The sequence below is a fragment of the Thalassospira mesophila genome, from assembly GCF_002115755.1.
Taxonomy (GTDB): Bacteria; Pseudomonadota; Alphaproteobacteria; order Rhodospirillales; family Thalassospiraceae; genus Thalassospira; species Thalassospira mesophila.
Genome location: NZ_JFKA01000002.1, coordinates 395,706 through 421,796, shown reverse-complemented (window position 1 = coordinate 421,796; position 26,091 = coordinate 395,706). Strand labels below are relative to the sequence as shown.

Sequence of the window (26,091 nt, the reverse complement as noted above, 5' to 3'; positions counted from 1 at the left end):
AAGTTATTGCGACAATTTAATCAAACAGCCCAAACAATCCTAGCCGATCATGTCTTCGGCACGGACCAGTTCGTCAAACCGCTCGCCGTCCATATGGCCCAGGGCAATTGTCGCCTCCTTCAGGCTGGAGCGTTCGGCGTGGGCTTTTTTGGCCACGGCAGCGGCATTGTCATAACCAATATGCGGGGCCAGTGCGGTGACCAGCATCAGGCTTTGTTCAACATAGGATTTGATTTTTTCCTCGTCCGCCTCGATGCCGGCAACACAATGGTCGGCAAAGCTGACCGAGGCATCGGCGATCAGACGAATGGATTGCAGCAGGTTATAAATAATCACCGGCTTGAACACATTCAAATCAAGGTGCCCGTTGGACCCCGCCACCGTCACCGTCACATGGTTGCCCATCACCTGCGCGCACACCATGGTCAGGGCTTCGGCCTGCGTCGGGTTGACCTTGCCGGGCATGATCGATGATCCCGGTTCGTTGGCTGGCAATATCAGCTCGCCCAGCCCGCACCGCGGGCCAGACCCCAGCAGGCGAATATCGTTGCCAATTTTCATCAGCGATGCGGCCAGCACATTCATCACACCCGACATTTCCACACAGGCATCATGGGCGGCCAGGGCTTCAAACTTGTTGGCGGCGGTTTCAAATTTCAACCCGGTCAGACTGCTGATTTCACGCGCGAACTGTTCGTCAAATCCGTCGGGCGCGTTAAGCCCGGTGCCCAGGGCCGTGCCCCCCTGTGCCAGCTTGCTCAGGCGTTTCAGGGCATCTTCGATGCGGTCCAGCCCCAGTTCGATCTGCATGGTATAGCCGGAAAATTCCTGCCCCAATGTCAGGGGCACGGCATCTTGCATATGGGTGCGGCCAATTTTAACGATTTTTTCAAAGGCGGTGCTTTTGGCATCCAGCGTTGCGCGTAAATGGCGCAGGGCCGGTTTCAGGCGTTCTTCAATTTCAACCACGGCGGCAATATGCATGGCGGTTGGAAAGCTGTCGTTCGATGACTGGCTACGATTAACATGGTCGTTGGGATGTACCGGTTCGCGTTTGCCCAGCGGCGCGCCCATATATTCGCATGCGCGGTTGGCAATCACTTCGTTGGCATTCATGTTGGTTTGCGTGCCACTGCCGGTTTGCCATACCACCAGCGGAAAATGGTCGGATAATTTGCCATCGGCCACTTCGCGTGCGGCGGCCTGAATGGCATCGGCAATTTTGGGCTCCAGATTGCCCAACACCCGGTTGGCCCGGGCCGCCGCCAGCTTTTGCAGGCCAAAGGCCCGGATCAGGGCTTCGGGCATTTTTTCGCCGCCAATGCGAAAATTCTCGCGCGAACGTTGGGTCTGTGCGCCCCAGTAACGGTCGGCGGGGACCTCGACTTCACCCATGGTGTCTTTTTCGGTGCGGGTTTGCTGCTGATCGGTCAAAATTTCCTCCGTGTCAGAAAATGAAACTGACCGGGGCGGGAACCCGGCATTGCGCCAGATATAGTACCCTGTTTTCTCACCGCCAGCGCCAATAGCGGTTTTTGTTGGTTCTGTTGGGGGATTTAGCCGTCCTTGCGGATCGCATCCCACTTCACAAATTCGTGGCTGATATAATCTTCCATCATGAAACGCCACAGCCGTTCGGCGATGTTGTCGTCCAGCCCGTCAATTTTGCACTGGGCTTTAACCTTGGCAATCACGTCTTCGATGCGGGCTTCGTCGCGCACGGCATCGCGCGATTGTTTAATGCGCGCGGCCTGTTCGATATAGCCCAGCCGTTCGGCCAGCAAGCCCACCAGAACCCGGTCAAGACGGTCCACGTTTTCGCGAACATCCTGCATGGTTTCACACGGCACAGCTTTCATCGCTCAGGCTTCCTTTTTTGGTGGGGCAATAAGGTTTGATGTCTTGCCTGATACAACAAGGGCGGTGGATTTACCACCGCCCCCGCATAATTTTCCGTGCTTAACAATCAATAGGCGTATTCGCGAAACACCGGGTCAACCGAGCCTTCCCAGCGGGTTTCGTAAAGGTCTAAAAATTCGTCGGCAAGGGTGCGGCCACTTTGCGCCACATCTTCCAGACTTTCGATGAAATGGCTTTCATCATCGCCGTAGCTGTCCAGCTTGGCACGGTTTTTAAGGCCCTGTTTGGAAATCGCCAGCACTTCCTTGGCCAAATCCTGCATGGTGCCGTTTTTAAACGGGGTTTGCATCCCCAGTTTGGGCACATCATTGCGCAGGGTTTCGCGTTCTTCGAAGCTCATATCTTTAACCAGATCCCACGCGGCATCAAGGCTGGGGCTATCATAAAGCAAGCCGACCCAAAACGCGGGCAACGCACAAATACGACGCCACGGGCCACCATCGGCCCCGCGCATTTCCAGAAATTTTTTAAGGCGCACTTCGGGAAATGCCGTGGTCATATGATCCGACCAGTCATTCATCGTTGGGCGTTCGCCGGGCAAAACATCAAGTTTGCCTGTCATAAAATCGCGGAAGGATTTACCCGACGCATCGATATATTTTCCATCGCGATAGACAAAATACATTGGCACATCAAGCATATATTCGACGTAGCGATCAAAGCCAAAGCTGTCTTCAAACACAAACGGCAACATGCCGCAACGGTCCGGGTCGGTATCGGTCCAGACGCGTGAGCGTGCCGAGAGATAACCGCTGGGTTTGCCATCAATAAACGGCGATGCCGCAAACAGGGCGGTTGCAACGGGCTGAAGTGCCAGAGATGTGCGAAATTTATGAGCCATGTCGGCTTCGGATTCGAAATCCAGATTAACCTGAATGGTCGAGGTCCGCAGCATCATATCCAGGCCCAGTGAACCCACCTTGGGCATATAGCTGCGCATGATATCGTAGCGGCCCTTGGGCATCCACGGAATATCATCGCGTGCCCATTTGGGCTGATGACCCACGCCAAGCATATCAATATCCAGCCCCGAGCAAACTTCACGAATTTCATGAAGATGCTGATGCACTTCGGCACAGGTCTGGTGAATGTTTTTAAGCGGCGCGCCCGAAAGCTCGATCTGGCCGCCCGGTTCTAGCGATACCGAACATTTATCCTTGGTCAGGGCAATGACATTGCCGTTTTCCAAAATCGGGTCCCAGTCGAACCGCTCGGCAAGGGCAGTCAGCAGCGCCTTAACACCGCGTTCCCCTTCATAGGGGATCGGGCGTAAATCTTCGCGGGTAAAGGCGAATTTTTCGTGTTCGGTTCCAATGGCCCAGTCACGTTTGGGTTTGCACCCGGACTCGAACCATTCAACCAGTTGCGCCCGGTTTTCAATTTCCGGGCTATCGCCGGTGGAGGCACTGACAGTCATCAGACTATTCCTTAATCTCTCGTAACGGGGCGGGCCGACCAGTCGCCGATCCGGTCCTGATAAACTGCCAATGCCGCAATTGCCGCCGTTTCGGCCCGCAAAATGCGTGGACCAAGACTGACGGGCGTTGCGAAAGGCTGTTTTCTGATCCGGTCAATTTCGTCTGGGGCAAAGCCGCCTTCGGGTCCAATCACGAGTATATGGTTAACAACATTGTTGTTGTCGATAGCCGAGCCAGCGGGTTTTGCCAAGGATTCTGTAAGGACATCACCAATCGGTGATCCCGAGCCGGTCTCGTCACAAAACAGCAAGTGATTGTTTTCCGGCCAATTTGCCAGCCAGTCATACAATTTTACCGGTTCATCAATTTTTGGCACGTCCAGGCGTTCGCTTTGTTCGGCGGCCTCAATCACCTGGGCTTGCAACCGGTCAAGGCGCACCTTGTCGGTAATACTGTGCGCGGTAATGATCGGCATTAACCGGGACACACCGAGTTCCACCGACTTTTCGATCAGAAAATCCAACCGCTGTTTTTTAATTGGCGCAAAGGCCAATGTCGGGCCGTTGCTGTTCTGCTGGTCGCGCAACCGGGTTTCAACACTGACCACGCCTTTCTTTTTGCGCAGCTCGGAAAGGGTCGCCAGCCACTCCCCATCCATGCCATTAAATATCTTTACCGGCGTTCCGGGCTTGAGGCGCATGACATGTTCAAGGTAATGAGACTGTTCGGGGGTCAGTGCAATTTCCGCCCCGGCGGTGATGGTATGCGCAACGAAAAGTCTTTGGCGGGCGCGTGGTGTATCTTGCTGCATCTATAGTCCCCGAACCGGATTGAAAATTTGCGATCATTTTGCAGGCGTTAAACAGGGTTATTATGGCACAGGTCAACCAACCGTTAAATCAAACGAAAAACGATATGCCCGCCGATGGCTGGGTTGACAAATATATGCCCGCCCCTGTGCGCCCGTATTTAAAACTGGCGCGTATGGACCGCCCCATTGGCACATGGCTGGTGTTGCTGCCGTGCTGGTGGTCTACCGCCATGGCATCAACCGGCGCACCGAACTGGAAAATGTTTGTTCTGTTTGCCATTGGCGCGCTGGTCATGCGCGGGGCTGGCTGTGTGGTCAACGATCTGGCGGATCGCAATTATGATGGCAAGGTGGAACGCACCGCCACCCGCCCCATTCCGTCGGGCCAAATTAAAATATGGCAGGCCTTTGCCTTTTTGGGGCTGTTATTGCTGATCGGCCTTGCCGTTCTGGTGCAGTTTCGCATCGAGGCCATTATTGTTGGCATTTGTTCGTTGCCGCTGGTCTTTACCTATCCGTTCATGAAACGCATCACCTATTGGCCACAGGCGTTTTTGGGGCTGACCTTTAACTGGGGTGCGTTTGTGGGCTGGGCGGCAGTTACCGGCACCATCGCGCCCGCCGCCGTAGCCATGTATGTGGCCGGTATTTTCTGGACGCTGGGCTATGACACCATCTATGCCCACCAGGACAAGGAAGACGACATTAAAATTGGCGTTAAATCGCTGGCCCTGCGCCTGGGCAATGCCACCCCGCAATGGGTGATGGGGTTTTACATCGTCACAACGGCCCTTTTGGCAATATCGGGTGGGTTGGCCGGGTTGCACTGGGTTTATTTCCCGCTTTTGGCGCTGACCTGCCTGCATCTGGTGTGGCAGGTACGCACAGTTAATATTGATGATGCGGCCAATTGCCTGAAACGGTTTAAATCCAACCGCGATTTTGCCTTGCTGGTCACGGCCAGCATTATCATTGCCAATGTTGTCGGGCACGCGGCGGCATTTTAACGCCCCGCAGGCCTCCCTATCAACGATGTTGCATGACACGGACAAAACACGTACTTGGGCGCAGGTTCATCGCGGTAACACAGGAAAACGCGCACAATGGAAAATATCTTTGCCGATGCGCTGGTCCCCGATGTTGACGACCCGCAATTTGCCGACCTGATTGCGACCTTTACCGTCCCGGCCCGCGTGCCGTTAACGCCCGAAATTGAAATGTATCTGGCAACCCATATCACCCCGTTATGGCAAGCAACCGAGGACATTTTGGGTGTGCTGGATATTCCCCCGCCCTATTGGGCCTTTGCCTGGCCCGGCGGGCAGGCCATTACCCGATATATTCTCGATAATCCCGACCTGGTGCGCGGCAAACGGGTGCTCGATTTTGCCTGCGGCGGTGGCATGCAGGCCATTGCGGCGGTGATGATGGGTGCCGCTGACGTTGTTGCCAACGATATTGACCCGGTTGCCATTACCGCCACCCGGTTAAATGCGGCACGCAATAATGTCGACTTTACCACCCTGACCGATAATCTGGTTGGCACAAGCAGCCCGGAAAAACGCTGGGATGTGATTTTTGCCGGCGATGTTTGTTATCAGCAGGACATGGCCAATGCGGTGTTGCAATGGCTGATGGCCGAGGCCCTTTTGGGCACCCGGGTTATTCTGGCTGATCCGGGCCGCACCTATGCCCCGACACACAATATCGACGAGCTTGAAACCTATGACGTGCCGGTTGATGTGGCGGTCGAGGATACCGACACAAAATTCACCCGTGTGTGGCAGCTGTTGCCCGATCGCACCCGCTAGAACATAAAAAATCCCCGATCACCACACAGGCAATCGGGGATTTTTAGGATGTGCTAACCGCTGTTTATTCCGGTAACGGCTTGCCTTTGGTTTCCGGCAGGAACCACGGCACAATCAAGCCGATAACATAAACACTGCCCATGATCAGGGCGGCATGGGAAAGGCCGCCCATGGTGGTGACCATCACGCCCGCAATAATCGGGAATATCCAGGCGACCAGCCGGGCCGCATTGAAAATAAAGCCTGCTGCCGTGGCACGCACCACCGAACTAAACAATTCGACCAGATAAATCGCCATCCAGCTAAAGGCAAAACCAAGGGTGAAAACACCGTTGAAAAACGCGATCACCATAAAGGTTTCAAGGTCGCCCTGCCACGTATAGGTCAGAATGGAAAAGCCCAGCGACCCGGCAAAAGTTAGGAACAGATACAGGCGCCGCCCCAATGCATCGGCAATGAACCCCGAGGCCACATAGGCACAAATGGCACCAATATTATAGATCAGCGACATGCGCGGAGCCCACACCCCGGCAGGCTCGCCGTGCAGATGGGCCAGTTGTTCGGTATAGCCTGGCATCCAGCTTGAAACCGCCCACCAGCCAACTGTCGTTACAAATGACAGGATGGTGGTTAAAATAACCAGTCGGCGGCTTTCAGCACTGCGGAAAATTTCGGCCAGGGTAAACGGCCGCGCCCCTTTGCCATCTTTTTCGGCCTGGCGTTGCGCCTTGACCGCGCTGGCCCATTTTTCAGACTCGTCAAGTGCGCGGCGTAAATACAGCACACAAAAAGCCGGCAACGCGCCAACGGCAAAAATCAAACGCCAGCTTTCAGCACCCAGCGGCTGATAATGCGACAGGAAATACCAGACCACAGCGGCAAGCAACGCGCCGCCCCCAAACCCTGACTGCAAAAAGCCGCAACCCTTGGGGCGGGCTTTATCCGGCCATGTTTCCGAAACCAGGGCGATACCCGTGCTCCATTCGCTGCCAATTGCAAGGCCGGTAACAAACCGCAACAATGCAAGGGCGGCAAAACTGGTGCTAAAGGCAGTAAGGCCGGTAAACAGCGCATAAAAGAAAATCGAAAACATCATCATGCGCTTGCGGCCGATATAGTCGCTTAACACGCCGCCAATCAGGCCACCAATGCCCCAGCCCAACAAGGTAATGCCAATCGCCAGACCGGCATAAAAAGACGGGGTTTGGGCCTGTTCGGGGGTCAGCAGGCTTTTCATGGCAAACGGTAGCGACAGCACCAGAGCAAATGCCTCGAAGCCATCAAATATCCAGCCAAGGTAACTGCCCCACAAGGTGCGCCAGTGTTGTTGGGTCAGACCGGTATACCACGGCAAATTCGCCGCTGCGGCGTCCGGCGTCTGGCCCTCTCTTTCCTGAAAATTCATCATCCTCCCTTTCATTCTCGCATTTGCGATTTTGTAAATTTGCGCCTTGTATGCACTATTTCTCTTAATATTACTGACCTTGATAGGTTATATTTCGGTCTGTACAAATGAAATTTCGTAACGCTAAGTATGACAAATTTTCATACTTATACCCGTCACCCCATCGAGGTTGCGCATGGTTAGCCGCTTGCCATCAATTGCCTGCCTGCGTGCCGCCGAGGCCGTTGCCCGCCATCGCAGCTTCAGCCGGGCCGCGATCGAACTGAACCTGACACAAACCGCGATCAGCCATCAGATCCGCAAACTTGAAGAACTGCTGGGCACCGAGCTTTTTTTACGAAACGGTCGCACCATCAGCCTCACACCACAGGGCGAGGATTATCTGGCCGATATTCGCCCGCTGGTGGTGGGCATTTCCCATGCCACCGACCGGCTTGCCAGCGGCAAACGCGACACCGTTCTGCGCATTGGCTCGCCGGGCACATTTTTGCTTAAATGTTTGGCACCGCGCATTGGCGAATTTATTGCGCTTTATCCCGATATTGATGTCCGCATGCTGACCCTTGACCCTTACCGGGTCAGTGACCGCGATGGCACCCGGGATTTCAAGGACCTGAGCCTGATTGTTCGTTATGGGCTGGGCACATTTCCCGGCCACGATGCCTATAAAATCAGTACCGAACGGATTTTTCCGGTTTGCAGCCCGGATTTGATCGGCAACAGCCCCATCCCGCTTGATCCGGGCGAACTTTCACGCCATCGGGTCATTCGCACCACAACCCCGTTATTGCTACGCGATGACTGGCCCTTGTGGCTGGAAACAGCCGGTGTGCCCGGCCTTGCCTTTGACAGCGAGATCACCTGCGATTTGTTATATTCCTGCTTTGAGCTGGCCATTCACGGGGTGGGCATGGTGATGGGGCGAACACCCCTGATCGACGAAGACATCGCTGCTGGCCGCCTGATTGCCCCGTTTTCGCAAAGTTTGCTGTCGGCATCGGGGTATTTTTTAACCGCCCCCTATGGCAGCCGGGCCAACGAACCGGTGCGGCTTTTCCGCGACTGGTTCATGGCGACATTTTCCAGCGAAGACCCGTATTTTAACAGCTCAGCCGCGCGGGCGGACATCGTCTCACAAGGCGATAGTTCCCGTTAAACACCAACCAGTCACGGTTTGCGCAAGCCGTTCTGGGCAAGGCGGAAATTTTCGTCTTCGATCAGGCGGATGATAAAATCGGGATGTGGTACGTGACCGGCACGTCTGGCAACATATTGCAGCATTTGCCATTGGCTGCGCGCCGCAAAGCGCCGGTTTTCAGCCGCAATATCGGCCAGGGCAAACGTATCGCCCGGTGAAAATTCGCTGCCATACCGCGCGATATAGGCGCCAACGCGCGCCACTGTCAGCCCGCAATCAAGGACAACACCCGCCGCAGGGATTTGCACATAATCGTAATGTCTCCCCAGCGATTCGGTGGCGTGCATATGATGAAGCTGGTCCGGGTCCAGCCAGTTAATCGCAACGCGCACCGTTGTGCCCGCACATGGGGTGACGGTGGCGGGCACCGCGCCATAACCGGTTAAATGGGCGCAATAAACAATATCATGATTGTGCATCCAGCCCCGTGTTACCGGAATGTCGCCCGCATCGAAAGGCGCGCAATATTTACGGGCCAGTTGCCGCGGCGACCGATTGGACCCGGCTGCCAAAACCGGCACCCGACCCGCTAGCACTTGCGCAATGTCATCGGGCGATCCCGCATCAAACGGCAAAACCGTGCGGTTGCGCAAAACAAAATCATGGTCCGGTGCGCCATAAGGATACAAAAGCGCGCGCAGAAGTTCCTGCGCGCGCGGATGCTGTTTAACCTGTGAACGCAAATCGTCGTCGTCAATCAGGCAGATATCAGACAAGGCAAACATCGTCGGGATCAATCAGCTTTCGATAACCCGATACCGGCAATTGCAGTTATCAACATGCTGCCATGCCAGTTTCGACCATTCCTTTTCTGCCAGCTCGAAGCTGGTGAAGGGGCCGTGGCGTTCTTCCGAACCGCCAACCGGGTTTTCAAAATTGGTGTCTTCATATTCGCCACCAACAACCCAGTATTCGTCCAGGCGTTCAATACGGTAGCGCGAATTGGCATCGTCGACCGACTGCCAGGCCAGCTTTGACCATTCTTTTTCGGCATCTTCAAACGTGCCGAACGGGCCTACTTTGGTTTCTTCGCCGACAGGTGCGTTAAAACCGGTGTCCTGATAGGTGCCCCCGATAACCCAGTAATTGGCCATCTGTGCGTCCTTCGTTTTCTTGGTGAAGTGGAAATGCCGCATCTGTGGGCAATGCGACCGATTCTGCCCACTGTATAACCAATCGACATAAGAACCAAAACCGACAATTTCAATAACATTGCCATGCAACGGACGCATGACCGTCGTTTAATTGCCAAGTTTGGCGGCAAACCTTGTGTTCACGGCGCATTTGGGCAACCGCCCGCGCCAAAACTTGTTTCGAACAACAGAACAAGGAGAAGAACAATGCGAGCAAACAAGATTAAAAACATCGGTATCGCCGGTATGATTTCACTCGGCGCCGCACTTTCCCTGTCGGCTTGCGGGTCTACCACGGTGAACAGCACCGATATCGATGTCGACAGCACCGACATGACCGAAGCAGGCACTGTTCTGGTTAATCAGGGCTATCAACCGCTCAGCGGGACGTCGCTGGTTTCGGCCATTACCAACCATACCTTTTCCTACCGCGACGGCGAAAAAGACGCCAATGTCAATGTGACCTATTTTGAAAATGGTGTCGCCTCCATGACCTGGTCAGAAGATGGCGGCGACCGCGGGATGAAAAAGCGGCTGTGGACGGTCGAACAAAGCAAATATCTGTGCTTGTGGGACAAAAGCGAGGATGACGATTGCGCCACGGTATTCACCAAGGCCGGTCAGCTTGCCACCATCGATAATGACGGCGAAATTCATTATATGACGCAGTCCTGACCGGGCCAAGGCCATAAACAGACCCTGAACCGGTCGACCAACCGGAAAACCACCATGATGCGACCCGTGCGAACCCCTGTGTTTGCACGGGTTTTTTGCAGGTTGAAGCTGAAAACCCCGGCGCGATCATCATATTTGCATCACCACGATTAACCAGATCATCGCGCCATATGCTGGACAAGACCCGATCAGCGTATTACCACCTGTGACCATGTTTTAAATGCGGTTGCCCCTGTTTGACCGCCCCACAAGATTGCGGTGCCATGCCCTATCAGTCTTTGCGCGACTTCATTGATGACCTTGAAAAAAAAGGCCAGCTTATCCGGGTAAGCGAACCGGTTTCGCCCCATCTGGAAATGACCGAAATTCAAACCCGCCTGCTGGCCGAAGGCGGCCCGGCGGTGATTTTTGAAAATGTCGTTGGCGAAGATGGCCGCAAATACGACATGCCGGTTCTGGTTAACCTGTTTGGCACGGTGGAACGCGTTGCCGCTGGTATGAACCGCAAGCCCGAAGAACTGCGCGAAGTTGGCGAAACGCTGGCCTTTTTAAAACAGCCCGAACCACCGGGAAGTTTGCGCGAAGCCTTTTCAATGTTACCGCTGGCCAAAACCGTGATGGCGATGAAACCCAAAACGGTTTCAAAAGGCCCCTGTCAGGAAATTGTTTTAACCGGCGACGATATCGACCTTGGCAAACTGCCCATTCAGGGCTGCTGGCCCGGCGAGCCCGCGCCGCTGATCACGTGGCCGCTGGTGGTAACCCAAGGCCCATCTGTGGGCGAAAAAGATGGCGACAAGCGCGATGTGTTCAATCTGGGCATTTATCGCATGCAGGTGCTGGGCAAGAACAAGGCGATTATGCGCTGGCTCAAACATCGCGGCGGGGCGCAACATCACGCGCGCTGGAAAAACACCAAGCGCGACCCGCTGCCCTGCGCCGTTGTTCTGGGGGCCGACCCCGGCACCATTCTGGCCGCTGTTACCCCCGTGCCCGATACGTTATCGGAATATCAGTTTGCCGGGTTGCTGCGCGGCGAAAAGGTAGAGCTGGTTGATTGCAAAACTGTGCCGTTAAAAGTGCCCGCCACCGCCGAAATCGTACTGGAAGGGCATGTATCGCTTGATGATTATGCGCCCGAAGGGCCCTATGGCGACCATACCGGTTATTATAACTCGGTCGAAAACTTCCCGGTTTTCACCATTACCGCCATTACGATGCGTAAAAAGCCGATCTATCTTTCAACCTTCACCGGCCGCCCGCCAGATGAACCCTCGGTGCTGGGCGAAGCGTTAAATGATGTTTTTGTGCCGTTGCTACAACAGCAATTTACCGAAATCGTCGATTTCTGGCTGCCGCCTGAAGGATGCAGCTATCGCATTGCCGTTGTTTCAATGAAAAAGGCCTATCCCGGCCATGCCAAGCGCGTGATGATGGGGGTTTGGTCGTTTCTGCGGCAATTTATGTATACCAAATTCGTGATTGTGGTGGATGACGACATTAATGTGCGGGACTGGAAAGATGTGATGTGGGCCATATCCACCCGCATGGACCCGGTGCGCGATATTACCACCATCACCGACACCCCGATTGATTATCTGGATTTCGCATCACCCGAAAGCGGGCTGGGCGGCAAACTGGGGCTTGATGCCACCAACAAACTACCACCCGAAACCCACCGCGAATGGGGCGAAAAACTGTATATGCCCGACGATGTGATCGACCGGGTTGACCAGAAATGGGAAAGCTACGGCCTGCCCGGCAGCGGCAAAAAAATCTGGAAATAACGCCCAACCGAAAACGGGCCGATCACACGGATCGGCCCGTTTTTTTCTGACTTAATTGCGATAGAAAACCCAGTGATCGCCTTTTTTATCAGCGGTGTTGTTCCAGTAAAATTGCGGGGTATCGCAGATGAAATCCTCGATCCGTACTGCCGTGGTGCATAAATTGGCATTGCCAACCACATCGCGCACATAATCAGGTTCTACCTGTTGCCAGCTCATCGGCGGCGGGGCGGTATCATCGGCAATGCACAGGGCAAATTGTTTGTCCTGTGCAAAGGGAATAAGTTTCATTTCCGAGCTAAGCGTGCCGCCATTGCGCGTTACAAACAGCACATCAAAAAACGGCCCGTCGGGGTTATCATGGTCCACCCAGCCCGCAATGCGGTCGGGTTGGCCGTCACAGGTAAAATCGCCGACCAGAATCTGGTGCATGTTTTGGGCGGCATATTGCCCGGCCTGAATGCGCATTTGCCCATATAAATCGGCATCGGTAACCGGGCCTGCCTGTGCCGCGCCTGAACCGGGCTGATTATGGCGATTGTCTGCCTTCACACCGTTAACAGTGCTTTGAAGTGCAGCATCTTTCGTTTCATCAACCGGCCCATGCGACGCGTTTTCTGAATCTGAAACCGGCTGGGAGCCCGAAATCCCCTGTAGGGTACTGTTTTTGCCGGTGCCAACATGTGTTGTATCGGCGGCTTGCGCATACGGGGCCACCACCAGCCCGGCCGCCCCTGCCAGACCATAAAGAACACAACAGGCTGCACGTTTGGACATCGGGGCCTCCGTCAGGAATAATCAGTTCAGGTCATGTCAAATCAGCTTGATCGCACCTGCACCATCATAACCGGCAAATGCGGAAGTGACTATCGCAGGGCAGGGTTAAAAAATATTGGCAAAATTCGGACCAAAGGTCGCTTTTGATCAAATCGGCATTTTTGTCAGCGGTTATAGCAATCAGGTCCCCGCGCAAGAAGACCCTATGGAGATCACATGACACCCGCAGACAAGGCCGTGTGGCTGATTGAAACACATATCGAGGATGATGCCGAAACCAGCCCTGATCTGGCATTAATTGCGGAAAAATGTGGTGTGTCTTCCCGCCATTTGCTGCGGGCCTTTGCCGCAGCAACCGGTATGTCGGTCATGCGTTATGCCAGAGCCCGGAAACTGTCGGTCGCGGCACAAAAGCTGGTGGCAAAAGACCTGCGCCATAAATCGATTCTGACATTGGCGCTTGATGCAGGTTATGCCTCGCACGAGGCCTTTAGCCGGGCCTTTCGCGACTGTTTCGGCCTGTCACCCGAAGACCTTCGTGCGCGTGGGCACCTTGAAAACCTGACATTACAGGAGTGTTTACGCATGTCAGAGCAAATGATTGTTAACCTTGAACAACCCCGTTTCGAAAAACACGGTAAACTGCGGATCGCAGGGTTACGTCGCGGCTATAGTATCGAAACAAGCACCGCGATCCCGGCCCAATGGCAACAGTTCATTCCCTGGATCGGTGCGATTGACGGGCAAGCTGGCACGGAAACCTTTGGCGTTTGCACCAAGGCCGATCCGGCAACCCCATCTGCCACCGCCAACATTAAAAACAGCGAAAGTAATGAAAGCAGCTGTTTTGATTATATCTGCGGTGTCGCGATAAACGATGCTGCCAGCATAACCGACCCGGAATTATCGGTAATTGAAATTGCACCGCAAAACTATGTGGTTTTCACCCATCGCGGCCATATTTCGGGCATTCGTGCCACCATACACACCATCTGGAACCAGTACTTACCGAAATCGGGCTTGAAACTTATCAGCGCACCCGATTTTGAACGCTACAGCCCCGATTTTAACCCCGATGCCAATACCGGCACCGTCGAAATATGGATTCCGGCAAATCCCGCCTAGGCTGACAGCCAATCACGCGTGCGAAACAACACCATGGCCAACCCTGTATCCGCAGGCAAAACCGACACATGATCCAAAGCGCAGTCAGGCCAGCTATCGGGCAGTCTGAATGCGCTTTGCGAGGCATAAATATGTTTTGCGCCGCCTTTGCCACAAACCTGATGACCCGAGCCCGTCACACAACAAATCGCCCGATAACGCGCCCCCGTTTATCGCAGCAAGTTCAAACTATCGGTGAAATTTTCCCGGAAACCATCAAATTGGCCTGTTCCCCTTTGCGCATTGGCACTTGGCTACCTATAACGGTGGTAAGACACTTTGTGTGAAAAGGAATATCAATGCCCAAAACTGAAATGACGCTTGATCGCATCAATGATTTGCTGGCCCGTGCGAAGAAGGCCGGCGCAGATGACGCGGATGCCGTTTATGTCGAAGGCACGTCGCTTTCGGTGGCACAACGGTTGGGCAAACTGGAAAAACTGGAACGCTCCGAAGGGGCCGATCTGGGCTTGCGGGTGCTGATTGGCAAGAAACAGGCTGTTGTTTCGTCATCAGACACCAGCGACAGTGCGCTGGACGAACTGGTGGAACGTTGTGTTGCCATGGCGCAAAACGCGCTGGACGACCCGTTTTGCGGCATTGCCGACCCGTCGGAACTGGCCGAAACGTTTGATATTGACGGCTTGGAACTGTGCGAGCCGGGCGAAGTGGATCAGGACAAACTGATATCCTGGGCCACAGCCTGTGAAGAAGCCGCCCGGTCGGTTGAGGGCATTACCAATTCCGAAGGGGCCGATGCCGGTTGGGGCCGCCACCAGGTAACGCTGGCGGCAACCAATGGCTTTGCCAACAGCTATGCCGGAAGTGGCAGCCATATTTCGGTTTCCGTGCTGGCAGGAACCGGCACCGGCATGGAACGCGATTATGATTATGACAGTGCGGTTTTTTCAACCGACCTGCGCGACCCCGCCGATATTGGCCGCATGGCCGCCGAAAAAACCCTGCGCCGCCTGAACCCGCGCAAGATCAAAAGCATGCAGGTGCCGATCATTATGGATCCGCGTGTTTCCGCCTCCATCGTTGGGCATTTGTCCGGGGCGATTAACGGGTCTGGTATTGCGCGCGGCACCAGCTTCCTGATCAGCATGATGGACAAGGAAATTTTTGGCCCCAACATTACGATTGTGGACGATCCGCATCGTAAACGCGGCCTGCGGTCCAAACCGTTTGATGCCGAAGGGGTTGCCAACATGAAGCGCAATCTGGTTGAAAACGGGATTTTGAAAACCTGGATCATGGATTTGCGGTCTGCCCGCCAGTTGGGCCTGAAATCAACCGGCAATGCATCACGCGGGGCTGGCAGCCTGCCCGGCCCGTCGACCACCAACCTTTACATGGAACCGGGCACGATTAGCCCGGCTGATATGATCAAGGATGTGAAGCAGGGCCTGTATGTGACCGAAATGATCGGCAGCAGTGTTAACGGTGTCACCGGTGATTATTCACGCGGGGCATCGGGCTACTGGATTGAAAATGGCGAACTGGCCTATCCGGTTTCGGAAATTACCGTGGCAGGCAATTTGAAGGAAATGTTCAAATCCGTTACGCCAGCCAATGATTTAATCTTTAAATACGGCACCAACGCGCCAACACTTCGCATTGATGGCCTGACCATCGCCGGGCAGTAATTTAGCCGCCCGGCCATATCAAAACCTCTTTTATAAAAATGCCCTGCATCCTTAACGTGATGCAGGGCATTTTCCTTGCGGCACCGAAATGCTTTAGGCGGCGCGAATGGTTGCCATGAACTGGTCGGTCGCACTGCGTAACCGGGTAAAGTTTTCCGACAGCATACTGGCCGCCCCCAATACCTGCTGGGCGGCAGCCCCGGTTTCGCTCACGGCTTCGCTTACACCGGTGATATTGGCACTGACAATTGTCGTCCCCGAAGCCGCCTGTTCCACATTGTGGGCAATTTCCCGGGTGGCGACACCTTGTTCCTCGATCGCCGAGGCAATGGCGGCTGCAATGCCATCCATATCGTGAATGGTCTTGCCAATATCCTCGACATCGGTGGCGGCACGGCGGGTTCTGGCCTGTACATTTTCCAGCTGATGGCCAATGTCGCCAATGGCCTTGGCGGTTTGTTCGGCCAGATTTTTCACCTCGGTTGCGACCACGGCAAAACCACGCCCGGCCTCACCGGCGCGCGCGGCTTCGATGGTGGCATTCAACGCTAAAAGGTTGGTTTGTTCGGCGATATCAGAAATGATTTTCAATACCTGATCGGTACTTTGGGTGGCATCCAGTAATTCCCGCATCGAGCCATAAGTCGACTGTGCCTGATCAACCGCCTTGCGCATCATATCGGTCGACAGGGCCACCTGGCGGTTAATCTCGCCAATCGCCATGTTAAGCTGCTCGGTCGCGGCGGCCACTGAATTAACGTTGCTGCTGGCTTCTTCGGTTGCGGCCGCAACCGCTGTGGTGCGGTGACTGGCCCCATCGGCAAGCGATGACATGGAATTGGCGGTTGCCTGTAACTGCACCGATGCAGCGGCAACGGCTTCGACAATTTTACCAACACTGAACTGAAAATCATCGGCAGTGCGATGCATCAGGTCACGGCGTTGCTCGGCCATGCGCACTTCTTGCAATTTTGCTTCTTCTTCAAGTTCGTGGTTGCGAATGGCCCCTTCCTTGAAAACCTGAACCGCATTGCACATTTCGCCAATTTCATCGGCCCGGTTGCGTGCTGGCACCTCAACCGCCAAGTCGTTGGCAGAAAGCCGATGCATAACCGTGGCAATGCCCATAATCGGCTGCGAAATGCGGGTACCCAGCACCACGGCAATCACAAAACCCAGCACCACACCAATCAGCGATGCGATAATAATTTCCCTTTCCGCCGTCGAAATGCCGGCGGTCATTGTCTGGCGAATTTCGTCTTCATTGACCGTCAGGTTTTCAAGCAGGCCTTCGGCATTGGAGATGATGGTCTGGGTGGCCTTGGCCAGATCATTATTGACCAGCAAGGCAATTTGAACCTCGTCATTACGCACCGCATCAAACACTTCGCGGTAATCGGCAAACAGGCTGTTGGCTTGCGATAACAGGCCGGTTTGCACCGCAACACTTGGCACCTGGCCCAACGCCGCAAACGATTGCTCCAGCTTGCCAAATTCGGCGGCGGCTTGCGCGCCAAAGCTGTCATCCTGCCGCCCGATAAGGATATTGGCATACAGGCGCGCCAGCAACGCATGTTCGCGTGCGGCGACGGCTTCGCCAATGGCCTTGTAATCGCCGCTCGAAAGCGCACCCGATATGATCTGGTCAAGTTCGGCGACCATTTTTTCGCCGTCGGGTTCCAGTTTATCCAGGATCAGGCTGTGATAATGGTCGCTCAGGGTACGGGCACGGTCAAAATTGGCAATATAACGGGTTAAATCCGCCTGCATTTCGGTCACGCGTCCTATGTTTTCAGGGTCGGTCAGCCGGGCCTGTGCTGTTGCCAGCATTGGCTCTATTTCCTTGCCAATACGAAAAACGGCGTCCGCATCTTCGTCCCCGGCGGTATTGGCAAATTCGCGCGCATGCAAACCCAGCCGGATAAACCGCGATTCAATCCGCGCGATCAGGCTGGCTTCATCAACCTTCTCGGCAAATTCGTCGACCCCGTGCGACACAACAACAAAACTGGCATAGGAATAAATCAGTGCCGCCAGCAAAACCAGCAATACAACGGAAAAACCCAGAACGATTTTTGTCCTGATCCGAAGGTGTGAAAACATATCGTGCCTTCCTAAAATCCATTGCAACTATGTGCAAACTCGTTACAGGCCATTGTCGCCATCCCGGCGTTGATGCCCGCAAAGTCACGACCCTTAATATTAGATGCCCCCAATAAACTGTTTTTCAATAACTACAGAACTGGCGCAAAAGGATAGGAAGAAACCTATTCCAAAAGATAGCATTCGCAATTTGTTGAAAACACTGAATTTTATTGCCATTGCCCAGAAGCGGCTGAAAAAACATGCGCCAAAACCGACAGAATGACCAAAAAGCGCATCCAATCTGGCCCTCGACGCCCGCATCTGCGCAGGCTTCGGCGTGCTTTGCGCGCGATATGGCCGCGCGACGCCAAAAAAATGGCCGCACTTTACGAAAATAAAGTGCGGCCAAGTCGGGAGGCAAAACAGGAAGATTCCAAAATTCAGAAGTCGATCCACAAACACCACGGACCAAGCAAGGCACAAGTGGCGTTTCACATCGGTGAAACAGTCGCCACAACAGGCAATAGTCACAGCCGGGCTGATCAGTGGTTTTTACAACGCCCCTGTCAGCCACGCAGTCCCCATATTGGGAGGCTTCGAAAAGGCCCCGTAGAACCCGGTTATAAATCGCAAATGGTGCGCACACTTGCAGCGTTGGCCGATGTTAAAAATATTGGTCTCGGTGGCAAAAGCCGTGGAACAATTCGTGATGCATTGGCGTTTCCGACAGGAAGGGAGCCCGTCCATACAAATTCCCGTTCCAGTAAAACGGGGCCACCGCACTGCGCCAATTGGCCGTGCGGGGATGGGTAAAGTGTTTCATTGCCTGAACCTGCGACAATAATCTGGCGCCGCGCGTAACTGCATACGCGCAAACCGAGGGGACCTTGCGACGGATTGTCGGCAGTGGACCAAGGTGGAAACTTCCCAAAAACGGCGACCCGCGCCGGCCCGAACGGGCCAGTCGAGCAACCGATTATTTGGAGCGAATTTATGTCATCGTCAGAAAACGACGTGGCCGAAAAGCCCAAATCGCAGATATGCGCACCCGTTTTTTTCGGGTCTGCGATTTTGATTTTTCTGGTGGTTTTATTCACCATCGTCATGCCCGAAACGGCCAAGGACACCTTTGGCAGTGTCCAGTCGTGGCTGACCGGCAATTTTGGCTGGTTCTATATGCTAAGCGTGGCCATTTTCCTGATTTTTTCCCTGGGGCTGGCTGCCAGTTCCTATGGCGAAATCAGGCTGGGGCCTGATGATTCCGAACCCGATTACAGTTACACATCGTGGTTTGCCATGCTGTTTAGTGCCGGTATGGGCATTGGCCTGATGTTTTACGGGGTGGCAGAACCGGTTTTACATTTCGACAACCCGCCTGTTGGCGAGGGCGGCACAATGGACGCCGCCCGCGAGGCCATGTCGATCACGTTTTTTCACTGGGGTATTCACGCCTGGGCGATTTACGCCGTGATTGGCATGTCGCTGGCGTATTTCAGTTTCCGCCATAATTTGCCACTCACCATCCGATCTGCCCTTTACCCGCTGATTGGCGAGCGTATTTACGGCCCGATTGGCCATACGGTCGATATTCTGGCCGTTCTGGGCACCATGTTCGGGGTGGCAACGTCACTGGGGCTGGGCGTATTACAGGTTAATTCCGGGTTGAATTATCTGTTCGACATTCCCCAGTCCGAAATAACACAACTGATCCTGATTGCGCTCATTACCGGCTGTGCCACCCTGTCGGTGGTCGCAGGTCTTGATAGCGGGATCAAACGCCTGTCAGAACTTAACCTGTTTTTAGCCCTGGCCTTGATGCTGTTTGTTCTCATCGTTGGGCCGACGGTTTATCTGATGCAAACGTTTGTTCAAAATGTCGGCCTGTATCTTAGCGAAGTGGTCAACAAAACCTTCAACCTGTTTGCCTATGAACCCAATGACTGGATCGGCGGCTGGACCCTGTTTTACTGGGCATGGTGGATCGCCTGGTCGCCCTTTGTCGGCATGTTTATTGCGCGCGTTTCGCGGGGCCGGACCATTCGCGAATTTGTCATTGGCGTGCTGTTTGTGCCGGTTGGTTTTACCTTTATCTGGCTGACCTTCTTTGGCAATGCCGCCATGTGGCTTGATATGGGGCCTGCCGCCGGGGCGATATCCGACGCCGTGGGTGCCGATATTTCAACCGCCCTGTTCAAATTCCTGGAAAACTTCCCCTTTGCCAATGTTTCATCACTGCTGGCGACAGTTCTGGTGATTACCTTCTTTGTCACGTCATCGGATTCCGGCTCGCTGGTAATTGACATCATCACATCGGGGGGCCAGGAAAACCCGCCGGTCTGGCAACGGATATTCTGGGCCGTGACCGAAGGTGTGGTGGCTGCTGTGTTGCTGGTGATGGGCGGGCTTAATGCCCTGCAAACCGCATCGCTTACGGCAGCGCTGCCGTTTTCGGTTGTCATGCTGTTTGTTTGTTATGGCCTGCTTAAAGGGCTGCGGCTGGAAAAACTGAAAAAGCACAGTATGGGGCTAGCCCCGGTGACGTCGGTTCACGGGGCGCATGTGCCGTGGAAAACCCGGTTGCAAACCATTGTCAGTTATCCAAAGCTGGACCGTTGCAAAACCTTTTTGAACGAAACAGCCTTGCCTGCCCTGGAGGCCGTCACGGACGAATTGCGTGGTTCGGAACTGGAAGTGAGCGTTTCACATGCAGAGCGCGAGGTCAGACTGGAAATAATACATGGCGATGTGCAGGACTTCGTTTATGGCGTCCGCCTGCGCAGTTATTCCATGCCCGACTTTGCCTTCCCCGAATTCAGACAGCCGACCGAGGCAACCAAATATTACCGCGCCGAGGTTTTCCTGCTTGATGGCGGGCAAGATTACGACGTGTTTGGCTACAACAAGGAACAGGTCATCGCTGATGTTTTAAACCACTATGAAAAACACCGGCATTTCCTGCATTCCACCGCAAGCAGCTAGGGACGTTAAAAACCGGCATTGGCCCGTTTTGCTTAAGCCATCGTGCCTGGGCGCACGGGGCTGATGCCGGTTTTACCCTCAGGCGCGCTCACCCGCTATTTTGCGAGATTTTCCGGCACGGATCGCGCGGATATCAAAACAACACCGCACTAAAAATTCACCTTAACAACCCGCTCGTTTTACAAGTTTTTCTTTAAGAACATCTCTATTTATGGCTGAATAAGTTTTTACTTAATTGCCCCTGAGTCCACCCCTTCCCTTTGGCCGATTCCGGCACACTTATCCTGCCTCCAGACCGGGAGAAAATACATGAAGCTGGGAAAGCTTGGCATTGCCGCCAAAATATTTGCCATCATTGCCGTTCTTGGCGTCGCCATTGTTGCGGTTGCCGCCAATGGATATTACGGACTGGGCACCATGCACCAGTCGTCCCGGCTACAGGAAACCGCCGCCACCGAAGCCCTTGACGGCTTGCGCCTGACCAAACTGATTACGTCGCTGAACCGTGCCGAATTTCGCATTGCCGCCGACCCTACCCCCGAAACCATCACCGATCTGGACCAAACCATCGCCCGCGAAAGCAAGGAGTTTGAAACCCTGCTGGCGGAAACCAAAGCAACCGCAGGCCCCAAAAGGCTGGCCCTGTTGCAAGACGTTGAACGGCTTTATCATGTTTACCAGGCTGGCATTTCGAAAGTTGTGGCAACCGCAACCGCCCCGGGTGCAACCAGCGACCATGCCGCACTGGCAGAAAAACTGGTAACATTGGCGCGGTCAAACCGGGAAGAAGCCCGCGATTTAAACACATCCATTCGCACCTATGTGGCCTATGGCGAACAACGCCTTGCCAATGCGGTTCAAACCGCCAATGACGCCTATGCGACCGGTATTACCATTACCCTTATTGTTGCGATTTGCGGGCTGGCGCTCGGGTTGGGCATGGGGATTATCATTGCCCGGTTTGGCATTGTTCGGCCGATCCACAAAATTGTCGCTGCCCTTAACGAACTGGCCAGCAACAACCTTGAGGTCGAGGTTTATGGTACTGATCGCGGCGATGAAATTGGCGAAATTGCCGGGGCAATGGATGTTTTCAAATCCAATATGATCCGCAATCGCGAAATGGAACAAACCGCCAAGGACACCGAAAAACAGGCCATGGCCGAAAAACGCCAGGCCTTGAACGACCTTGCCAACAAGTTTGATCAAACTGTCGGTGCCATTGTTGGCATCGTTGCCTCGACCGCAACCGAACTTGAATCTGCCGCCCAAACCCTGACCACCTCGCTGGAAGAAACCAATACCCAGTCCAGCACTGTTTCTGCCGCCGCAACACAGGCCAGCACCAATGTCGAAACCGTGGCCACGGCGTGCGAAGAACTGGCGTCATCGGTGCGCGAAATTGGCGAGCAGGTTTTTCGATCCTCCGATGTCACGCGCCTTGCCGTTGAAAATGCCGAGAAAACCCAGCACACCGCCGAGGGACTGGTCGAATCGGTTCACAAAATTGGCGAAGTTGTTAATCTGATTCAGGATATTGCCGCCCAGACCAATTTGCTGGCCCTCAATGCCACCATCGAGGCCGCACGCGCAGGCGAAGCGGGCAAGGGTTTTGCCGTGGTCGCCTCCGAGGTAAAAAACCTTGCCACCCAAACGGCCAAGGCCACCGAAAGCATCACCAGCCACATCGCCGAGGTTCAGGAAGTTACCCAATCCACGGTCGATGCCATCCGCGATATTTCCGAAATCATTTCGCGGACCCGGGAAACATCGGGCTCCATTTCATCGGCGGTGGAACAACAAAACGCCGCCACCCAGGAAATTGCCCGTAATATTTCACAGGCATCTGCGGGCACCAACGAGGTATCTGCCGCCATTTCACAGGTCAGCGAAGCCGCCCATAGTGGCGGTGCGGCAGCAGAACAGGTGCTGGCAAGTGCGCGCGAACTTTCCATGTCGGCCGAAAACCTGCGGCGCGAGGTTGACAGTTTTATTGCCATGGTCCGTTCGGATTAACCCGCCGGTTTAACGCCCGGTTATTTGCAAACTTTCTGCCGCCGGGCCAAGGCGGGCGGGTGCGGCCAAATTGTCGTCGCGGGCCTCGGTCTGGTTTAAATAGGCGCGCGGCACCAGCAACCGCACCGGATAGGGCGACAGGCTGATTTCGCAGGGCAAGGCCCCGGCACTTTCGCCGTCGATTTGAACCGGTGCCGGGCCGCAATGGCTTGAAATTGTAAGCCTTTCGGTGCGCACCACCGACACATCGGACTGACGATGCAGGCGGTTCATTGTCAGTGCCAGCCCGTAACGTGCTGTTGCCAGGCTGCCACCACCGGGCATCAGCACCACATCAAGCTTGTTATCGGTCAGGGTTGCCTGCGGCGCGATGATAAATTTACCGCCGTAATGGCTGGCATGGGTCGCCACCACACCGGCCACCCGGTATTGATCACGGCCGATATTGACCTCGAAATCGCGATGGCGCGGAAAGGCCATGTTGCGCAGCCCTTCCAGAACATACGCCCCCTTGCCAATCAACCGTTTAAGTTTCAGCGATACATTTGCCACCGTGTCGGCGTCGGCACCAATCCCGACCATCAGGAAAAAAGCCCGACCATTGACCAGCCCGGGCCGCACCCAGACATGAACCGGGTCGTGAATATAGCCCGCCACCGATTTTGCGTTCACCCCCAGTCCAACCTCGACCGCCAGCACATTGGCCGTACCCAGCGGAATAATGCCGAGCGGCGGCACTTCGTGCCCGTCAAGCTGGGCATCAAGCAGGCCGTTCAAGGCCTCGTTGAGCGAACCATCCCCCCCGGCCACATAAAGCCGCCGCCCGGCCCGCACCTTGCGCGCCAGTTCGCGGGCATGGCCGGGATGGGTTGTTTGCAATAATTCAACCCGCACCCCCGCCTTTTGCAGAATAGACGATAAAAACCGCTGCTTGTTGCCACCCGCGCGCGGATTGAAAATAATCGTGATGCCATCGTCAGACATGAAACAAATATTACCTGTAATAAAAATGAAAAATAAAATTTAACTACGCCTATACAAAAGTAAATATGTAACAAAATCCTTTCAATACTGATAAATTTATGTGAACGGGTTATATGTTCGCTCTTTTTGTTTTATTCAGATAGTGGTCGAGCCCAATAAAACGGTGCCTGATCATCCTTTGTATGGGGACATGGAGGGCAACGATGACAGCAATGAACACGAAACCGCATTACCGCACGGTGTGGATTTCTGATGTACATCTGGGAACACGCGGTTGCCAAGCAGAATTGCTGGTGGATTTCTTAAATGAAGTAACCGCCGACACCTATTATCTGGTCGGCGACATCATTGACGGCTGGCGACTGAAAAAAAGCTGGTACTGGCCCGAAAGCCACCACGCCGTGATTACCAATATTATGGAAAAGGCCAAAAACGGCACCAAAGTAATATTCGTGCCTGGCAACCATGATGAATTTGCCCGCGAATTTGTCGATATGACATTTGGCCATGTCGATGTTCGCATGAACGACATTCATACCACGGCCGATGGCAAACGATTGCTGGTCATTCACGGTGACGAGTTTGACGGCGTTGTCAAATATGCCCGCTGGCTCGCCTATCTGGGCGACACCGCCTACAATATGGCAATTATGCTCAACCGCTATTTCAACGCCGCCCGGCGCAAGCTGGGCTACGGGTACTGGTCGCTGTCGGCATATCTTAAAAACCGGGTCAAAAACGCGGTTCAGTTTATTTGCAATTTTGAAACCGCCGTGGCCCATGCCGCTGCCAAACGCAAGGTCGACGGGGTGGTTTGCGGCCATATCCACCATGCTGAAAAACGCATGATCGGCAATGTGCTTTATTGCAACGATGGCGACTGGGTTGAAAGCTGCACCGCCCTTGTCGAACACAAAAACGGCGAACTTGAACTGCTGCATTGGGCGGACATGCGCAATATGGCAATGACCTATATCGGCGCGTCAGACACCAACAGCAGCCCGACCACAGCCGGATTGGGCCGCTTGCTGTCGCTGTTTCGCACCGCACAGCCGCACAACAAACCCAAAACCACGCTTGCCCGTCAAAACGCTGCATCGGCCCGAACCGGGCAAAACACCCCCATGGGAAAAACAGCATGAGAATCCTGATTGTCAGCGACGCCTGGACCCCGCAAGTCAATGGCGTTGTCAGGACACTGGAAACAGTGCGAAGTGAACTGATCGATGCCGGGCATGATGTGCGTGTGATCTCGCCCGATCAGTTCACCACTATACCCTGCCCGACTTACCCGGAAATCCGGCTGGCAATTTTTGCCAAACGCAAATTATCGCGCATGATTGATGCGATGCAGCCCGTTGCCATTCATATTTCAACCGAAGGGCCGCTGGGCCGGGCGGCACGCGCCTATTGCCTGAAACGGAAATTGCCGTTTTCAACCGCCTATCACACCCGCTTTCCCGAATATCTTTACGCGCGCACCAAACTGCCGCTTTCAATTTCGTATCGCGGCATGCGCCGGTTTCACGACAAGTCACAATCAGTGATGGTGGCGACCGATTCATTGCGCGATGAACTGGCCCAATGGGGATTTGGCAATTTGCAAATCTGGTCACGCGGGGTGGATCTGTCGCTTTTTCATCCGCGCGAACATGCCAGCTTTGGCGATTTTCCCAAACCGCACTGGCTGTTTGTGGGCCGGGTGGCCGTGGAAAAAAACATCGGGCATTTCCTCGACCTTGATCTGCCGGGCACCAAATTTGTGGTCGGCGACGGCCCGCAACTTAACGATTTGAAACAAAAACACCCAAAGGCGCAATTTCTGGGCAAAAAAACCGGCGAAAGCCTAGCCATGGCCTTTGCCTCGGCCGATGTGTTTGTATTTCCCAGCAAAACCGACACGTTTGGGCTGGTTATTCTGGAAGCCCTGGCATCGGGCACCCCGGTTGCGGTTTTCCCGGTACAAGGCCCGGCCGACATTGTGCGCGGCACCAAGGCCGGCGCCATTAACGCCGATTTACGCCAGGCCGCCCTCGATGCCTTGAAACTGGACCGCGCCGATGCCCGCGCCCTGGCCGAAAAATACAGCTGGCACAATTCAGCCCAGCAGTTTTTGCACAATCTGGCCCCGTTTTCCGGCGGGTATGACGGCGAAGCCGCCACCAGAATGACCCTTGCCGAAAGTGCCGCGACCCGAATGGCCACAGGCAGCGACCCCGTTGGCAGCGGTTTAACCGGAACCGACATTCCAGCCCCGCATCCCGTGCCCGCGCAATAAT

21 protein-coding genes are annotated in these 26,091 nt (G+C 54.6%); 11 read left to right on the top strand and 10 right to left on the bottom strand.

Translation table 11 applies throughout. The features are described from left to right. Positions 1-39: 39 nt before the first annotated feature. The 4 genes from fumC to TMES_RS06320 all read right to left on the bottom strand — a co-directional run bounded on the left by fumC (position 40) and on the right by TMES_RS06320 (position 4,149). Positions 40-1,434: a class II fumarate hydratase gene (fumC, locus tag TMES_RS06335; RefSeq protein WP_085580594.1), complete on the bottom strand. Its 1,395-nt coding sequence runs from the start codon at positions 1,432-1,434 to the stop codon at positions 40-42. Positions 1,435-1,556: 122 nt separating this feature from the next. Then, on the bottom strand, positions 1,557-1,859 hold the full coding sequence (locus TMES_RS06330; protein WP_085580592.1) for a chorismate mutase: 303 nt from the start codon (positions 1,857-1,859) through the stop codon (positions 1,557-1,559). A 107-nt stretch (positions 1,860-1,966) separates the two neighbouring features. Next, on the bottom strand, positions 1,967-3,337 hold the full coding sequence (locus tag TMES_RS06325; protein WP_085580590.1) for a glutamate--cysteine ligase: 1,371 nt from the start codon (positions 3,335-3,337) through the stop codon (positions 1,967-1,969). Positions 3,338-3,348: 11 nt separating this feature from the next. After that, the gene (locus TMES_RS06320) at positions 3,349-4,149 is read right to left on the bottom strand and encodes a 16S rRNA (uracil(1498)-N(3))-methyltransferase (RefSeq protein ID WP_085580588.1); all 801 of its coding nucleotides are present in this window, start codon (positions 4,147-4,149) and stop codon (positions 3,349-3,351) included. A 62-nt stretch (positions 4,150-4,211) separates the two neighbouring features. On the opposite strand from TMES_RS06320, the gene ubiA reads away from it, so the two are divergent. Both ubiA and TMES_RS06310 read left to right on the top strand, forming a co-directional pair. Next, positions 4,212-5,156: a 4-hydroxybenzoate octaprenyltransferase gene (gene ubiA / locus TMES_RS06315; protein ID WP_085580586.1), complete on the top strand. Its 945-nt coding sequence runs from the start codon at positions 4,212-4,214 to the stop codon at positions 5,154-5,156. 96 nt (positions 5,157-5,252) lie between these two features. Next, the gene (locus tag TMES_RS06310; protein ID WP_085580584.1) at positions 5,253-5,960 is read left to right on the top strand and encodes a class I SAM-dependent methyltransferase; all 708 of its coding nucleotides are present in this window, start codon (positions 5,253-5,255) and stop codon (positions 5,958-5,960) included. Positions 5,961-6,024: 64 nt separating this feature from the next. Here TMES_RS06310 and TMES_RS06305 read toward each other — a convergent pair whose 3' ends face one another. Beyond that, the gene (locus TMES_RS06305; RefSeq protein WP_245835235.1) at positions 6,025-7,368 is read right to left on the bottom strand and encodes an MFS transporter; all 1,344 of its coding nucleotides are present in this window, start codon (positions 7,366-7,368) and stop codon (positions 6,025-6,027) included. A gap of 172 nt (positions 7,369-7,540) precedes the next feature. Here TMES_RS06305 and TMES_RS06300 point away from each other — a divergent pair, with 172 nt between their 5' ends. Next, entirely contained in the window at positions 7,541-8,521 is a 981-nt protein-coding gene (locus TMES_RS06300) for a LysR substrate-binding domain-containing protein (RefSeq protein ID WP_085580578.1), read from the top strand. Between the two features lie 11 nt (positions 8,522-8,532). Here TMES_RS06300 and TMES_RS06295 read toward each other — a convergent pair whose 3' ends face one another. Beyond that, on the bottom strand, positions 8,533-9,279 hold the full coding sequence (locus TMES_RS06295; protein ID WP_143589556.1) for a hypothetical protein: 747 nt from the start codon (positions 9,277-9,279) through the stop codon (positions 8,533-8,535). Positions 9,280-9,300: 21 nt separating this feature from the next. Next, on the bottom strand, positions 9,301-9,657 hold the full coding sequence (locus TMES_RS06290; protein ID WP_085581218.1) for a DUF4170 domain-containing protein: 357 nt from the start codon (positions 9,655-9,657) through the stop codon (positions 9,301-9,303). A gap of 246 nt (positions 9,658-9,903) precedes the next feature. On the opposite strand from TMES_RS06290, the gene TMES_RS06285 reads away from it, so the two are divergent. Next, complete coding sequence (locus TMES_RS06285) at positions 9,904-10,371, top strand: hypothetical protein (RefSeq protein WP_085580574.1); 468 nt, start codon at positions 9,904-9,906, stop codon at positions 10,369-10,371. 263 nt (positions 10,372-10,634) lie between these two features. Beyond that, positions 10,635-12,158, top strand: a complete 1,524-nt coding sequence (locus TMES_RS06280; protein WP_085580572.1) for a UbiD family decarboxylase — start codon at positions 10,635-10,637, stop codon at positions 12,156-12,158. Positions 12,159-12,209: 51 nt separating this feature from the next. Here the strand turns inward: TMES_RS06280 and TMES_RS06275 are convergent, their stop codons facing one another. Further along, the gene (locus TMES_RS06275) at positions 12,210-12,935 is read right to left on the bottom strand and encodes a hypothetical protein (protein WP_085580570.1); all 726 of its coding nucleotides are present in this window, start codon (positions 12,933-12,935) and stop codon (positions 12,210-12,212) included. A 216-nt stretch (positions 12,936-13,151) separates the two neighbouring features. Between TMES_RS06275 and TMES_RS06270 the strand changes: the two genes are divergently transcribed. Together TMES_RS06270 and TMES_RS06260 are read left to right on the top strand one after the other, a co-directional pair. Beyond that, positions 13,152-14,060: an AraC family transcriptional regulator gene (locus TMES_RS06270; RefSeq protein ID WP_085580568.1), complete on the top strand. Its 909-nt coding sequence runs from the start codon at positions 13,152-13,154 to the stop codon at positions 14,058-14,060. A gap of 338 nt (positions 14,061-14,398) precedes the next feature. Beyond that, positions 14,399-15,748, top strand: a complete 1,350-nt coding sequence (locus tag TMES_RS06260) for a TldD/PmbA family protein (RefSeq protein WP_085580564.1) — start codon at positions 14,399-14,401, stop codon at positions 15,746-15,748. 93 nt (positions 15,749-15,841) lie between these two features. Here the strand turns inward: TMES_RS06260 and TMES_RS23185 are convergent, their stop codons facing one another. Further along, positions 15,842-17,851: a methyl-accepting chemotaxis protein gene (locus tag TMES_RS23185; RefSeq protein WP_085580562.1), complete on the bottom strand. Its 2,010-nt coding sequence runs from the start codon at positions 17,849-17,851 to the stop codon at positions 15,842-15,844. 975 nt (positions 17,852-18,826) lie between these two features. Here TMES_RS23185 and TMES_RS06245 point away from each other — a divergent pair. Both TMES_RS06245 and TMES_RS06240 read left to right on the top strand, forming a co-directional pair. Continuing rightward, on the top strand, positions 18,827-20,812 hold the full coding sequence (locus tag TMES_RS06245) for a BCCT family transporter (RefSeq protein WP_085580558.1): 1,986 nt from the start codon (positions 18,827-18,829) through the stop codon (positions 20,810-20,812). A gap of 309 nt (positions 20,813-21,121) precedes the next feature. Next, on the top strand, positions 21,122-22,828 hold the full coding sequence (locus TMES_RS06240) for a methyl-accepting chemotaxis protein (protein WP_085580556.1): 1,707 nt from the start codon (positions 21,122-21,124) through the stop codon (positions 22,826-22,828). A 9-nt stretch (positions 22,829-22,837) separates the two neighbouring features. Here TMES_RS06240 and TMES_RS06235 read toward each other — a convergent pair whose 3' ends face one another. Beyond that, positions 22,838-23,812, bottom strand: coding sequence for a diacylglycerol/lipid kinase family protein (locus TMES_RS06235; RefSeq protein WP_085580554.1), 975 nt, complete (start codon positions 23,810-23,812; stop codon positions 22,838-22,840). A 203-nt stretch (positions 23,813-24,015) separates the two neighbouring features. Here TMES_RS06235 and TMES_RS06230 point away from each other — a divergent pair, with 203 nt between their 5' ends. Beyond that, positions 24,016-24,954 (top strand): UDP-2,3-diacylglucosamine diphosphatase, encoded by a 939-nt coding sequence (locus TMES_RS06230; protein WP_085580553.1) that lies wholly within the window; start codon positions 24,016-24,018, stop codon positions 24,952-24,954. Further along, positions 24,951-26,090: a glycosyltransferase family 4 protein gene (locus TMES_RS06225; RefSeq protein WP_085580551.1), complete on the top strand. Its 1,140-nt coding sequence runs from the start codon at positions 24,951-24,953 to the stop codon at positions 26,088-26,090. The genes TMES_RS06230 and TMES_RS06225 overlap by 4 nt, the downstream gene beginning before the upstream one ends. The last annotated feature ends 1 nt before the right edge of the window (position 26,091 follow it).